The sequence below is a fragment of the Streptomyces sp. NPDC048420 genome (genome assembly GCF_040651535.1).
Classification (GTDB): Bacteria; Actinomycetota; Actinomycetes; order Streptomycetales; family Streptomycetaceae; genus Streptomyces.
Genome location: NZ_JBEZKG010000010.1, coordinates 155,435 through 168,792, shown reverse-complemented (window position 1 = coordinate 168,792; position 13,358 = coordinate 155,435). Strand labels below are relative to the sequence as shown.

The following is a 13,358-nucleotide window of genomic DNA, read 5'->3' as shown; positions in this document are numbered from 1 at the left end:
TCAACTATAGGTCGTCGACCAGTCGCCGGACGGCCTCCACCGTGCCGGCCGGGTCCGGCCCCACCGGGTCCAGGTTCAGGGTCGTCACGCCGGCCTCCCGGTACGCGTGGATCCGTTCCGCCACCAGACCCGGCGGACCGATCAGCGTGGTCCGGGCCAGCCATTCCCGGGGGACGGCGGCCTCGGCCTCCTTCTTCTTGCCGTCCAGATAGAGGTCCTGGATGAGCTCGGCCTCGGCCTCGAAGCCGTAGCGGCGGGCCAGGTCGTTGTAGAAGTTCTTGTCGCGGGATCCCATACCGCCGATGTACCGGGCGGCCGTCGGCCGTTCCAGGTCGAGCAGGTCGTCGACCGGGAGGTTCTCCCCGACGGCGACCGGGCCGCCGGCGACGATGTCGAGCGGCGGCAGTTCGGGGGAGCGGCGTGCGGTCCCCGCGGCGAGCGCGGGCCCGAAGACCTCCGCCGCCTTGTCCGGCATGAAGAACAACGGAAGCCAGCCGTCCGCCACTTCGGCCGTCGCGGTCACCGAACGCTCCATCAGGGAGGCCCAGTAGACGGGGATGTCGGCGCGGTACGGATGGTTGATCAGCCGCAGCGGCTTGCCGAGCCCGGTCCCGCGGTCGGCGGGCAGGGGCAGTTGGTAGACCCTGCCGTCATGGGTGAGGGGTTCCTGGCGCCGCCACGTCTTCCGGCAGATCTCGATCGTCTCGGTGATCCGCCGCATCGGCCGGTCGAACGGCACTCCGTGGAAGCCTTCGACGACCTGTGGCCCGGAAGCGCCGAGACCGAGGGCGAAACGGCCTCGGGAGAGGCTGTCCGCGGCGGCGGCGCTCATGGCCAGGAGGGCGGGGGTGCGACTGAAGACGTTGACGATGCCGGTGCCGATCCGGATCCGTTCGGTCGTCGCGGCGAGATAGCCGACGAGCGTCATGGCGTCGAAACCGTAGGCCTCGGGGACCCAAACGAGGTCCAGGCCCGCGGACTCCAGGTCGCGCACCAGGCCGGCGGTGGCCACCGGGTCGCCGGTGTATCGGGACAGCAGCATCGAGAGTTTCACGTGGTCCTCCGGTCGGTCGTGGACTGCGGTGGCCGGTTCACGTCAGACCGCCCCTGTCGACCAGCTGGGCGGCGATGACGTTGCGCTGGATCTCGTTGGTGCCCTCGCCGACGATCATCAGGGGGGCGTCTCGGAAGTAGCGCTCGACGTCGTACTCGGTGGAGTAGCCGTACCCCCCGTGGATCCGGACCGCGTCGAGCGCGATCTCCATAGCGGTCTCGGAGGCGAACAGCTTGGCCATGCCCGCCTCCATGTCGCACCGGTCCCCGGAGTCGTGGCGTTCCGCGGCGTACAGCACCAGCTGCCGTGCCGCGACGAGCTTCGTGGCCATGTCGGCGAGACGGTGGCCGACCGCCTGGTGCCGCCAGATCTGCTTGCCGAAGCTCTCGCGCTCTTGGGCGTAACGCAGGGCGTCGTCCAGGGCCGCCTGGCCGACGCCGAGTGCCCGCGCGGCGACCTGGATACGGCCCGTCTCCAGGCCCTTCATCATCTGTGCGAACCCGTGTCCTTCGACGCCGCCCAGGAGCGCGTCACCCGGCGCCCGGTAGCCGTCGAAGGAGAGTTCGCAGCTCTCGACGCCCTTGTAGCCCAGCTTGGGCAGGTCGCGGGAGACGGTGAGACCGGGGCCGTGCTCGACGAGCAGGATGCTGATGCCCTTGTGGCGGGGCGAGGCGTCCGGGTCCGTCTTGCACAGCAGCGCGATGAGTCCGGATCGGCGGGCGTTGCTGATCCACGTCTTGGCGCCGGAGACGACGTAGTCGCCGTCCGGCCGCCGACGGGCGACGGTGCCCATCGCCTGGAGATCGGAGCCGCCGCCCGGCTCGGTGAGCGCCATCGTGGCCCGTACTTCCCCCGTCGCCATCTTCGGCAGGTATCGGTTCTTCTGTTCCTCGGTGCCGAAGGCGAGGAGGAGCTTGGCGACGACCGTGTGGCCGCCCATCGCCCCGGCCAGGCTCATCCAGCCGCGGGCCAGCTGTTCGGTCACGCCGACATAGCAGGACGTGGACACCGGCGCCCCGCCGTAGGACTCCGGGACGGCCAGGCCGTAGATCCCGAGCGACTTCATCTGCTCGATCAGTTTCTCGGGATACTCGTTGGCGTGCTCCAGCTCCCGCACCACGGGCCGCACATCCCGGTCGACGAACTCCCTGACGACATCGACGACGTCCTGTTCCTCCTCGGACAGGGTGGGCATAGAGGTCTCCTCACTCGGCTACCGGACTCGCGTCGCTCGATTATAGTCTAATTTAGATTAGATAATGAGGGAGAGGGGACGAGGTGACCGCGAACATTTCGGCGGGTGCGCTCAGGGCACGTCTGTCGGTACCCGGCTCGGACGAGCACAAGATGGCGAAGGCCCTCGCGTCAGAAGCGGACGAGATCGTGCTCGACCTCGAGGACGCGGTCGCGGCCACGGCCAAGGCGGACGCACGGGAACGCGTCACGGCCTGGCTGGCCCGTGCGCCGGAGGCCGGTCCGCGGATCGCGGTCCGGGTGAACGCGCCCCGGACGCCGTGGTGTCACGAGGACGTCGTCGCGTGTGTGCAGCAGGGCGCGCGGGTGTCCGTGGTGCTGCCCAAGGTCGAGTCGGCCGGTGACCTCGCCTTCGTGGACCGGCTGCTGGCGGGCGCGGAGGCAGCCGCCGGGCGCGTCGATCCGGTCCCGGTACAGGCGCTGATCGAGACGGCGGCGGGACTGGCCAACCTGCGCGAGATCGTGACGGCGACGCCCCGTCTGACCACCCTGATCATCGGCTACGCCGACCTGGCCGCGTCGCTCGGGCGGGCCGCCGACGCGCCGGCGGAGACCTGGCTGCGCACGCAGGACAAGATCCTGACGGCGGCTCGCAGCGCGGGCCTCGCCGCCGTGGACGGTCCGTATCTCGGGGTGGCCGCCGACGAGGAGTTCGCCGGGCAGGTGCGCCGTGCCGCGCGTCTCGGCTTCGACGGCAAATGGGTCATCCATCCCCGTCAGATCGCGCAGGTCAACGAGGCGTTCACACCGTCGTCCGAGGAGGTGGCGAGGGCCCGAACGGTGCTGACCGCCCTGGAGCGGGGGCACGCGCGCGCCGAGGGCGCCGTCGTCCTGGACGGACGGATGGTCGACGAGGCCGTGGCGGTCGCGGCACGCCGGGTGCTCGCCCGGGCGGGAGGGCCGACAGCGTGAGCGCCGTTCCTGAAGGCCGGTCATCGACGGCCGACGAAGAGAGGGGCACGGGAGTGAGTGCGGCGATCCCGAAGGAGACGGCACGTACGGCAGAGGGGCCGTACTTCGACGAACTGGCCGTGGGGCAGGTGTTCGGCGGGGCGCCCGGGGTGACCCTGACCTCCGGTCACGCCGCCACCCACCAGTCGATCGTGGGGGACCGGCTCGCGCTCCCGCTGGACGAGGAGCTGAGCCGCGCCGTGACGGGCCAGGCCCCCCTCGCCCACCCCGCCCTGGTCTGGGACATGGCGATCGGCCAGTCCACGCTGGCCACCCATCATGTGAAGGCCAACCTCTTCTACCGCGGCCTGGTCCTGCGCCGCACCCCGCTCATCGGCGACACGCTGCGCACCTCCACGGAGGTCGTCGCCCTGCGTCGCAACAAGGACCGTCCCGGGCGCCGTCCCACTGGTCTGGCCGCCCTGCGGATCACCACCACCGACCAGCACGATCGCCCGGTACTGGATTTCTGGCGGTGCGCCATGCTGCCCCTGCGGGACCCGGACGCCGGTACCCGCCACGCGGCCGACCTCGACGCCGTGGGTGCCGAACCTGACCACGCGGCGCTCGCCGCGGTGGTGCGGGGATGGCGACTGGACCGGTTCGCTCGGCGCGTGGCCGGGCCCCGGTTCGCCGATCTGGCCGAGGGCATGGTCTGGGAGGTCGGCGGCGGGGACGTCGTGTCGGGCGCTCCCGAGTTGGCCCGGCTCACGCTCAACGTGGCCATGGTGCACCACGACCGGCATGCCGCGGGCGGGCGGCGGCTCGTCTACGGCGGCCACACGATCGGCGTGGCCCTCGCGCAGGCCGCCCGGGCCCTGCCGTCCATCGTCACCGTGGCGGGTTGGCACGGCTGTGACCACCTGGCTCCCGTCCATGAGGGCGACACCCTGTACAGCACCGTGGCCGTGGAGCGCCTGCGGTCGCTGGGCGAACACGGCGGGCTGGCGCACCTGCGCTCGCGGGTCCGCGCGGTCGGCGGCGACGAGCCCGCCCGCTCCGTCCTGGACTGGCGCTGTGCGGTCGTGCTCGCATGAGGGGTGGCGTCCCGCCAGGTGTCCGCCAGGTGGTGTAGCGGATCAAGGTGCCGGAATCCGCAGGTCATCTCCGCATCGGCGCGGCTCGAGACCGCCACACGGCGCTGACGGCAGGTCAGCCGCTGTGTGACCCGGAAGCCGTGTCCCTGCGGTGGCCGAACGCTGGCTTACCGGAACCCGCCGAGCATGGTCGCTCACGCCACGATGCAGGACGCGACCGCATGAGGAGCACCGTCACGCGGCCGACGTGAACCGCCGGACCCCGTCGACGCGTTGCGGGCTGACCGCTCCCAGCTGGGCCAGGACGTCCAGGTGGGCGTCGATCTCCAGCACCGCGGTCATCCGGTGCACCGGCGGGAGTTCGTCGAGCCCGCTCCGGCGACGGGTCCACGGCAGGGCGCGGGCCACCTCGTGGGCCGTGTCCGCGCCGGCCGCGACCTGCCGGAGGACCTCGTCCAGCCGCTCCTCGTGATGCGCGATCAGCTGGTCCACTCGGGTGTGGACGCTCCTGGTCACGGGGCCGTGGGCGGGCAGGAGCAGCGCGTCCGGCAGCTGTCGGGTCAAGCGCAGGGAGGCGAGATAGGACCGCAGCGGGTAGCGCTCGGGCGAGCGTTCGAAGCCCAGCGACGGAGTGATGTGCGGCAGCACGTGGTCACCGGAGAACAGCAGGCCGTCGGTCGGGTCCCCGACCACGACATGCCCCCGCGTGTGGCCGGGCGTGGCCCGTATGTCCAGGCGGCGGTGTGCGAGATCGATCCGCTCGCCGTCCCTCAGCCACTCGTCCGGAGGCCCGAACGGCATGTCCCGGTCGCTCTGTTCGACCGGTACGGCGGCGATCAGGGCCGCCAGTTCGGGGGCGCCGCACTCGCGCAGCAGCTTTACCTGGCGGGGCCATACCCCGTCCTCCAGATCGAAGCCCTCGATCGTGTGGCGCTCTTCCCAGCCGACCCGGACCCGGCTGCCGATCGACTCACGCAACGCCAGGGCCTGGGTGTAGTGGTCCCAGTGGGCGTGGGTCACGATGATCTGCCCGATGTCGTCCAGGCGGTGTCCGAGGCTCTGCACCGCCTCGACCAGTGCCTTCTCGGTGTCGGGCCCGGCCCAGCCCGAGTCGATCAGCACCAGGCCGTCGTCGTCCTCGATCAGATAGACGTTGACCGCCGCCAGCCCGTCCACCGGCAGGGCCAGAGGGATGCGGTGCACGTGGTCCACCACGGGGTGGGCACCGGGTTCGGTCCAGTCGTCGGGTTGTTCGAGCAGTGGGGGCGCCAAGGTGTGCTCCTGCAAGCTGACGGCGGAAGGTTTTTATCTATCGTATATTAAAATTCGCAGGTGGGTCAGGGCGCTCCAGCCGGCCGGGTGGGCAGCGGCGCGCCGGATGCGGGCGGGGCGGGACCAGTCATCGTGGCGCGGTGCGCCGTGCCGCTCCCTTGGTTGCCGTCCTCTTGAGCTCGTGCATCGCCCACGAGAGCGCCTTCGGGTCGCGGAGCGACTCGGCCTGCTCGAAGCCGATCAGAAGGTACATGCCGAGCGAGGCGAGTCGGTCGGCCTCTTCTGTGTCGACCAGAGCGGCGAACGCCTTCCGGACGAAGCTGTGCCGCTCCAGGTCGACGCTCTCCTGGATCCGGTGGACCGCCGGGTCGATCGTGCTCCACGCCCGGATCGCGGCTTCCGCGCCGTGCGGGAGTTCCATGGCCGCGTCGATGAGGACCTGGAGCTGGTCCAGCGGGTCCGGTTCGAGGCGGGCCAGCTCGACGAGCCGGTGGGTGCGCTCCCGGTGCCAGTGGTCCAGCAGCGCCTCCGTGAAGGCACCCCAGTTCGCGAAATGGTGATAGAAGGCGCCTGTCGTCACGCCCATCCGTTCGCACAGGGGGGCGAGCTTGAGTCCGCCGTAGCCCTGTGTGGCGAGGATGGCGAACGCGCAGTCGAAGTAGCGGGCGGCATCCTTGCGTGCGGGCATGCGCGGACTCCTGGTCGGGGGTGTGGGAAGTCATGGTAGGCGCCCCGCGGGCATGAGTTCGGTGCCGGGCTCTAGTCGCCATAAGAAGACTTATGTTACGTTCCCGAAACGCACCCCCTTCGAGACCGCGGCACGTGAGGTGCTGCCCGTCGGGGGCCCGTTTGGGTGTGAAATCTAATCAAACTTATATTTGAATCGCTCATCGGATTCGGGCGATCTTCCTCGCGGACGTCAGGAGGAACCGTGGGATTCAGGGACGCGGACGAGGTCAGGAAGTACATCGGCGGCATCTTCGAGGCGGCGTTCGCCGACGCGGAGATCGGGCCCAGGCTCCGGGACACCGCAATGGTGCTGCAGTTCGCCTTCACCGAGCCGGACACCGTCGTGGAAGTGGACACGACGGCGGGCACCGTCGGGGACGGCACCGGCGGTGCGCCCCCGCAGGCCGTGATGAGAATGGCGGCCGACGTCGGCAACGCCTACTGGCAGGGAAAGGTCAACCTCCCGCTGGCGATGGCCAAGAGCAGGATCAAGGTCGAGGGCAACGTGGCGAGCCTGCTCAAGCTGGCGCCGCTCGGCAAGAAGCTCTTCCCCCTCTATGTCGACAGCCTGCGCGGCGACGGCCGGGACGACCTCGTCCTCTGAGACCGCCCGGGCCAGCCACCCCACCCACGGAGGAAAGATGGCCATCCAGTCCACCGAAACCGCGTCACGGGCGTACGACCCCGTCAGCATCTCCCCGTTGTCCTTCTGGGCCGGCACCTGGGAGGAACGGGAGAAGGCGTTCCGCACGCTCCGCGACGAGCGCCCGGTCAGCTGGCACCCGCCCCTCGAAGGCGCCCTGATGCCCCCGGAGAACGACGGCGTGTGGGCCGTCACCCGGCACGAGCACATCGCCGAGGTCAGCAAGAACCCGGAGATCTACTCCTCGGCCCGCGGAGTGATGGTCGAGGAGATCCCCGAGGACATCCTTGAGGCGGCGTCCTCGTTCCTCGCCATGGACGCTCCACGCCACTTCCAGCTCAGGCGCCTGGTGAGCTCGGCGTTCACGCCCAAGCAGGTCGCGAGGATCCACGACCAGATCAGGCGCCAGGCCACGACGATCGTCGACGACCTCCTGACCACGCGGGAGGGCGACTTCGTCAGCCAGGTATCCAAGCGGCTGCCCATGTGGACCATCTACGAGATGATGGGCCTCCCCGAGGACCAGCGCGAACTGGCCGCCCACCACGCCGACGGCGTGGTCGCCTGGGCGGACGAGGACGTCGCCGCGGGGCGCGAACCGGGCGAGGTGCTCAACGAGGCCCTGGTCACCCTGTTGCAGATCGGCCTGGAACACGCCGAACGCCGCCGGGCGGAGCCGAAGGACGACCTGTGGACCAGCCTGGTCCAGGCCGAGGTGGACGGCCGGCGGCTGACCGACGACGAGATCGCCGCCTTTTTCGTGCTGCTGTCCGTCGCCGGCAACGACACCACCCGCAACACGATCAGTGTGACCGCCCGCGCCCTTCAGGACTTCCCCGACCAGAGGGCACTGCTGCTGGAGGACTTCGGGGGCCGGATCGCCCCGGCCGTCGAGGAGTTCGTCCGGTACGTCACCCCCGTCCAGACCTTCCGCCGTACCGCCACCCGCGACACCGTGCTGGGCGGGCAGGAGATCAGGGAGGGCGACTGGGTCCTGATGATGTACGCGTCCGGGAACCGGGACGAGCGCGTCTTCAAGGACCCGCACCTCCTCGACATACAGAGGCCGGCCAACAACCACTTGGCCTTCGGCGGCGGCGGTCCGCACTACTGCATGGGCAACTTCCTGGCGAAGATGCAGCTCACTGAGATCCTCGACCAGCTGCTGCACCGTGCGCCGACCCTTCGGGTGGGCGAGCCCGTGTACCTCGCCGGCAACTTCGTGCGTGCCGTCAAGAGCATGCCGTACACCCTCTGAGCGCGTTGAGAGGCAGTCAGATGTCGCAGTTCGCGGGAAAGCGTTACCTCGTCACCGGAGCCGCCTCCGGCATCGGTCACGAGGTCGCGGAGAAGCTGGTCGCCGCCGGCGCGGAGGTGTACAGCCTCGACCGTAACCAGCCCACGGCGAAGGTCCATGCCCACATCAAGGTCGATCTCTCCGGCCCCGCCTCCATCGACGAGGCGGTCGGCCGGCTCGACGGCACCTTCGACGGGCTGCTCAACATCGCCGGCATCCCCGGCACGGCTCCGGGCGACACCGTGTTCGCCGTGAACTTCCTGGCCGTACGGCACCTGACGGAGTCGCTGCTGGAGCGGCTGAAGCCGGGCGGCTGTGTCGTGATCGTGTCGTCGACCGCCGGCTTCGGCTGGCAGGAGCGACTCGGGGCCATCAGGGAACTGCTGGCCACCGACACCTTCGAAGAAGGCGCGCGATGGTTCGCCGACCATCCCCAGCAGGGCAACGCCTACAACTTCTCCAAGGAGGCGACGACCGTCTACACGATGGCGATGGCGCTCGCCCTGGGAGAGATGGGCCTGCGTATCAACGCCGTACTGCCGGGACCGGTCGAGACACCCATCCTGGCCGACTTCGAGCAGTCGATGGGCAAGGACCAGCTCGACGGTGTGAAGGCGCTGCTCGGCCGGCACGCCACACCGGACGACATCGCCGACGCCGTGCTGTTCCTGCTGACGGACCAGGCCCGCTGGATCAACGGTCACCCGCTGACCGTCGACGGCGGCATCACCGCCTCGGTCCTCTCCGGCAACGTCCCGGCGCCCCAGGTCTGAGGGGCGGACGGACATGGCCACCTCACCGAGCACCCGGGCCGCCCAGGAGGCGGCCGGACTCGACGCACTGATGGCGACCCTGCGGTCGGTCCACGCCGACGGCCGCACCCGGAGCCTGGAATGGCGCAAGCGGCAACTCGACGGCATCGCACGGCTCGTGGAGGAACGTGAGACGGAGATCGCCGAAGCCCTGGCCATGGACCTCGGGCGCGGCGCCGCCGAGTCCTGGCTGGGCGACATCACCTCCACCCGGGGAGAGGCGCTCTACGCACGCAGGCATCTGCGCTCGTGGATGAAGCGGAAGCGACAGCGCATGCCGCTGAGCCAGCAGCCGGCGTCGGGCTGGGTGCAGTACGAGCCGCTCGGGGTCGTGCTGGTCATCGGGCCCTGGAACTACCCGGTGTACCTGAGCCTGGGCCCGCTGGTCGCTGCGGTCGCCGCGGGCAACTGCGCCGTGCTCAAGCCGTCCGAGCTGGCCCCTGCCACCTCCGCGCTGCTGGCGCGGCTGGTTCCGCGGTACCTGGACCCCGAGGCGGTCAAGGTGGTCGAGGGGGACGCCATGGTGACCCAGGACCTGCTCGCCCTGGGCTTCGACCACGTACTGTTCACCGGCGGAACCGAGATCGGCAAGAAGATCATGGCCGGAGCGGCTCCGACGCTGACCCCGGTGACCCTCGAACTCGGCGGGAAAAGCCCGGCGATCGTCCTGGCCGACGCCGACCTCGACGTCGCCGCGCGCCGTATCGCGTGGGTCAAGCTGATGAACTCGGGACAGACCTGCATCGCACCGGACTACGTGCTCGTGGAGCGTACGGTCCGGGATGCTCTGGTCGACCGCGTCGTCGCGTCCATGAAGGCCTTCCGCGCCGACCAGGATGGCGGGATGCGCATCGTCAACGTGCGCCAGTTCGACCGGATCGCCGGTTACCTCGGCGCCACCGAAGGCTCGGTCGTGACCGGCGGTGGCACCGACCGCGCCGCGCTGACCGTCGAGCCCACGGTCGTCGTGGACCCGGCCCCCGACGAACCCCTCATGACCGAGGAGATCTTCGGACCCGTCCTGCCCGTGCTGACCGTCGACTCGGCCGACGAGGCCATTCGCTTCGTCACCCGTCGCCCGAAGCCGCTGGCCCTGTACGTCTTCACCAGAGGCAGGGCGGCACGCACCCGGCTCGTCGACGAGATCCCCGCCGGCGGCGCCGTCGTCAACCACGTCGCGATGCACTGCCTCGTCCCCTCCCTCCCGTTCGGCGGGGTCGGCGCCAGCGGTATCGGCGCGTACCACGGGGAGTGGGGCTTCCAGCGGCTCAGCCACCGCAAGGCCGTACTGGCCAAGACCTTCAGACCCGACCCCAGCGTGATGTACCCGCCGTACACCGAGAAGGCGCTGAGCATGATGCGCCGGATCCTCTGACCCGCAGCCGGACCGACACCCCAGTGAGGACGCCATGCCCAACCCAGCGCCAGACTCACCCATGTGGTACCCCGGAGCGCACCGTGGGGACAAGGAGACCAAGCCGGCGGTCGTCATGGCGGACACCGGCGAGGTCCTCACCTACGGCGAGCTCGACGACGCCGCCAACAGGATCGCGCGCGTGTTCGGGAGCCTCGGGCTCGCCCCGGGCGACCACGTGGCGATCTGCGCGGAGAACCGTGTCGACTATCTCGAGGTGGTGTGGGGCGCGCACTACGCAGGCCTCTACTACACGCTGATCAGCACCCACCTCACCCCGGACGAGGTGGCTCACATCGTCCGGGACTGCGAGGCCGGCGCCGTGGTCCTCTCCGCGACGACCGCGGCAGTCCACCTCGATGCGGTGCGGGCGGCCGTCCCCGGCGTCGCCGTTCTGACCCTCGACGCAACGCCTTACGACGGAGCCGAGGAACTGTCCGTCCTCATGAGCGGTCGGCCCGCCGAACCGCTCCCCGGCGCGGTCGAGGGCTCCGAAATGCTGTACTCCTCCGGTACGACGGGCAGGCCCAAGGGCATCAGGCCGACCTCGGTCGGCGCCCCGCTCGGCAGCACGCCCCCGATCCCCGCACCTGCCCTGGCCATGTTCCAGGTCGACGAGGACACCGTGTACCTCTCCCCGGCCCCGCTCTACCACGCGGCGCCGGCCAAATGGACCCGCAGCGTCACGGCCGTCGGCGGGACCGTGGTCCTCCTGCGGAAGTTCGACGCCGCCCTGGCCCTGGAGTCGATCGCGAAGCACCACGTCACGCACAGCCAGTGGGTGCCCACCATGTTCACCCGCCTGCTCCGGCTGCCCGAGGAGGTACGGCGCGGGTACGACCCGTCCTCCCACCGCTTCGCCATTCACGCGGCGGCGCCGTGCCCGCCGCAGGTGAAACGGGCCATGGTCGACTGGTGGGGGCCGATCCTCGTCGAGTACTACGGGGGCTCCGAAGGGCATGGCATGACCGTGTGCACCACCCCGGAGTGGCTGGAGCACCCGGGCACCGTCGGCCGGGCGGTGGTCGGCCGGGTGCACATCGTCGGCGCGGATGGAGAGGAGCTCGGCCCCGGCCAGGAGGGTGTCGTCTACTTCTCCGGCGGGCCGCCGTTCGAGTACTACAAGGACCCGGACAAGACCAGGTCGGCACAGCTGCCCGGCGGTCTGGCCACCATGGGCGACATCGGCAGGCTGGATGAGGACGGCTACCTCCATCTCACCGACCGGCTCAGCAACATGATCATCAGCGGCGGGGTGAACATCTACCCGCAGGAGATCGAGAGCCTGCTGGCGAGCCACCCCGACGTCGAGGACGTCGCGGTGATCGGCGTGCCGGACGAGGAGTTCGGCGAACAGGTCAAGGCCGTCGTCACACGGGTGCCGGGCCCCGACTCCGACGAGGTCGTGGCCGCACGGCTCATCGCTCACTGCCGAGACCACGCGGCGCACGTGAAGTGCCCACGCTCGGTGGACTTCCGGGCGGAACTGCCCCGGCACCCCAACGGCAAGCTCCTGAAGCGCCTGCTGAAGGACGAGTACTGGGCGGACCAGGCATCCCGACTGGTCTGAACCGCGCACTTCGTACGGGCCGGAAGCCTCCTGCGGCCACCTGTACCCATGTCTTCTAATCTATCCAAGATTCAAATCTACTGCCGGGAAGGGCCGCCGCCTGTGACCACCGAAGCCATTGTCTACGATGCGATCCGCACGCCGCGAGGCCGCGGCAAGAACACCGGCGCCCTGCACGGCACCAAACCGGTCTCCCTGGTCGTCGGGCTGATCGACGCCCTGCGCAAGCGCAACCCGACCCTGGACCTCGACCGTCTCAGCGACCTCGTCCTCGGCGTCGTCACGCCGGTCGGGGACCAGGGCGCGGACATCGCGCGCACCGCCGCCCTCGTGGCCGGACTGCCGGACACCGTGACCGGCGTCCAGCTGAACCGCTTCTGCGGCTCGGGCCTGGAGGCGGTCAACACGGCGGCGCAGAAGATCCGCTCCGGATGGGACGACCTGTTCCTCGCGGGCGGCGTGGAGTCCATGTCGCGGGTGGTGATGGGCTCGGACGGCGGAGCCCTCGCGGCCGACCCGGCCACCGCCTACGACCTGGGATTCGTGCCGCAGGGCGTCGCCGCCGACCTCCTCGCCACCATGGAGGGCTTCACTCGCGCGGATCTCGACCGGTACGCGGCGGGCTCGCACGAGCGAGCGGCACGCGCCTGGCAGGAGGGTCGGTTCACGGGCTCCGTGATCCCGGTGACCGACCAGAACGGCCTGGTCGTCCTCGACCGCGACGAACACCTGCGGCCCGAGACCACCACGGAGAGCCTGGGCCTGCTGCCGCCCGCCTTCGCCAAGGTGGGCGAGGCGGGCGGGTTCGACGAGGTCGCCCTGCAGAAGTACCACCACGTCGAGTCCGTCGACCACCGGCACACGGCCGGCAACTCCTCCGGCGTCGTGGACGGAGCTGCCCTGCTGCTCCTCGGCTCGGCGCAGGCTGGACATGACCTCGGGCTCACGCCCCGGGCCCGGATCACCGGTGCCGCGACCTCCGGGGCGGATCCCACGATCATGCTGACCGGCCCGATCCCGGCCACCCGCAGGCTGCTCGCCCGCGCCGGGCTGACGGTTGACGACATCGACCTGTTCGAGATGAACGAGGCCTTCGCCTCCGCGGTCCTGAAGTACGCGGGGGACCTGGGCGTGCCCATGGAGAAGCTCAACGTCAACGGCGGCGCCATCGCCCTGGGACACCCCCTCGGCGCTACCGGCGCCATGCTCGTGGGCACCGCCCTCGACGAGCTGGAACGCCGTGGCGCCCGGCGGGCTGTGATCACCCTGTGCGTCGCCGGCGGCATGGGCGTGGCGACCCTCGTCGAACGCGTCTGACGCGGTCC

The 13,358-nt window shown here is 70.3% G+C and carries 12 protein-coding genes; 8 read left to right on the top strand and 4 right to left on the bottom strand.

Annotation, left to right across the window (positions count from 1 at the left end; genetic code table 11):
• Window positions 1-4 precede the first annotated feature (4 nt).
• Together AB0D34_RS20010 and AB0D34_RS20005 are read right to left on the bottom strand one after the other, a co-directional pair.
• Complete coding sequence (locus tag AB0D34_RS20010; protein ID WP_362663144.1) at window positions 5-1,054, bottom strand: LLM class F420-dependent oxidoreductase; 1,050 nt, start codon at window positions 1,052-1,054, stop codon at window positions 5-7.
• A gap of 37 nt (window positions 1,055-1,091) precedes the next feature.
• A complete protein-coding gene (locus AB0D34_RS20005) occupies window positions 1,092-2,249 on the bottom strand; it encodes an acyl-CoA dehydrogenase family protein (RefSeq protein WP_362663142.1) in 1,158 nt (385 codons plus the stop codon).
• 83 nt (window positions 2,250-2,332) lie between these two features.
• Here AB0D34_RS20005 and AB0D34_RS20000 point away from each other — a divergent pair, with 83 nt between their 5' ends.
• Together AB0D34_RS20000 and AB0D34_RS19995 are read left to right on the top strand one after the other, a co-directional pair.
• On the top strand, window positions 2,333-3,220 hold the full coding sequence (locus AB0D34_RS20000; RefSeq protein WP_362663140.1) for a CoA ester lyase: 888 nt from the start codon (window positions 2,333-2,335) through the stop codon (window positions 3,218-3,220).
• 53 nt (window positions 3,221-3,273) lie between these two features.
• The gene (locus tag AB0D34_RS19995; protein WP_362663138.1) at window positions 3,274-4,296 is read left to right on the top strand and encodes a MaoC family dehydratase; all 1,023 of its coding nucleotides are present in this window, start codon (window positions 3,274-3,276) and stop codon (window positions 4,294-4,296) included.
• Window positions 4,297-4,530: 234 nt separating this feature from the next.
• Here AB0D34_RS19995 and AB0D34_RS19990 read toward each other — a convergent pair whose 3' ends face one another.
• Together AB0D34_RS19990 and AB0D34_RS19985 are read right to left on the bottom strand one after the other, a co-directional pair.
• Window positions 4,531-5,568 (bottom strand): MBL fold metallo-hydrolase, encoded by a 1,038-nt coding sequence (locus AB0D34_RS19990; protein ID WP_362663136.1) that lies wholly within the window; start codon window positions 5,566-5,568, stop codon window positions 4,531-4,533.
• 127 nt (window positions 5,569-5,695) lie between these two features.
• Window positions 5,696-6,256, bottom strand: coding sequence for a TetR/AcrR family transcriptional regulator (locus tag AB0D34_RS19985; RefSeq protein WP_362663134.1), 561 nt, complete (start codon window positions 6,254-6,256; stop codon window positions 5,696-5,698).
• A 243-nt stretch (window positions 6,257-6,499) separates the two neighbouring features.
• On the opposite strand from AB0D34_RS19985, the gene AB0D34_RS19980 reads away from it, so the two are divergent.
• From AB0D34_RS19980 to AB0D34_RS19955, 6 genes are all read left to right on the top strand, one after another.
• On the top strand, window positions 6,500-6,901 hold the full coding sequence (locus AB0D34_RS19980) for an SCP2 sterol-binding domain-containing protein (protein WP_362663132.1): 402 nt from the start codon (window positions 6,500-6,502) through the stop codon (window positions 6,899-6,901).
• 37 nt (window positions 6,902-6,938) lie between these two features.
• Window positions 6,939-8,198, top strand: coding sequence for a cytochrome P450 (locus AB0D34_RS19975; RefSeq protein WP_362663130.1), 1,260 nt, complete (start codon window positions 6,939-6,941; stop codon window positions 8,196-8,198).
• 20 nt (window positions 8,199-8,218) lie between these two features.
• Entirely contained in the window at window positions 8,219-9,010 is a 792-nt protein-coding gene (locus AB0D34_RS19970; RefSeq protein ID WP_362663128.1) for a coniferyl-alcohol dehydrogenase, read from the top strand.
• 13 nt (window positions 9,011-9,023) lie between these two features.
• Entirely contained in the window at window positions 9,024-10,424 is a 1,401-nt protein-coding gene (locus AB0D34_RS19965) for an aldehyde dehydrogenase family protein (protein ID WP_362663126.1), read from the top strand.
• Window positions 10,425-10,485: 61 nt separating this feature from the next.
• Window positions 10,486-12,033 carry an acyl-CoA synthetase gene (locus AB0D34_RS19960; protein WP_362663124.1) on the top strand — a complete coding sequence of 516 codons (1,548 nt, stop codon included), beginning with the start codon at window positions 10,486-10,488 and terminating at the stop codon, window positions 12,031-12,033.
• Between the two features lie 102 nt (window positions 12,034-12,135).
• Window positions 12,136-13,350, top strand: a complete 1,215-nt coding sequence (locus AB0D34_RS19955) for an acetyl-CoA C-acetyltransferase (protein WP_362663122.1) — start codon at window positions 12,136-12,138, stop codon at window positions 13,348-13,350.
• The last annotated feature ends 8 nt before the right edge of the window (window positions 13,351-13,358 follow it).

Excerpts from the sequence above, each read along its gene's own strand:
- AB0D34_RS19985 (WP_362663134.1), bottom strand. The coding sequence starts at position 6,256 with ATGCCCGCACGCAAGGATGCCGCCCGCTACTTCGACTGCGCGTTCGCC.
- AB0D34_RS19965 (WP_362663126.1), top strand. The coding sequence starts at position 9,024 with ATGGCCACCTCACCGAGCACCCGGGCCGCCCAGGAGGCGGCCGGACTC.
- AB0D34_RS19975 (WP_362663130.1), top strand. The coding sequence starts at position 6,939 with ATGGCCATCCAGTCCACCGAAACCGCGTCACGGGCGTACGACCCCGTC.
- AB0D34_RS19970 (WP_362663128.1), top strand. The coding sequence starts at position 8,219 with ATGTCGCAGTTCGCGGGAAAGCGTTACCTCGTCACCGGAGCCGCCTCC.
- AB0D34_RS19960 (WP_362663124.1), top strand. The coding sequence starts at position 10,486 with ATGTGGTACCCCGGAGCGCACCGTGGGGACAAGGAGACCAAGCCGGCG.
- AB0D34_RS20005 (WP_362663142.1), bottom strand. The coding sequence starts at position 2,249 with ATGCCCACCCTGTCCGAGGAGGAACAGGACGTCGTCGATGTCGTCAGG.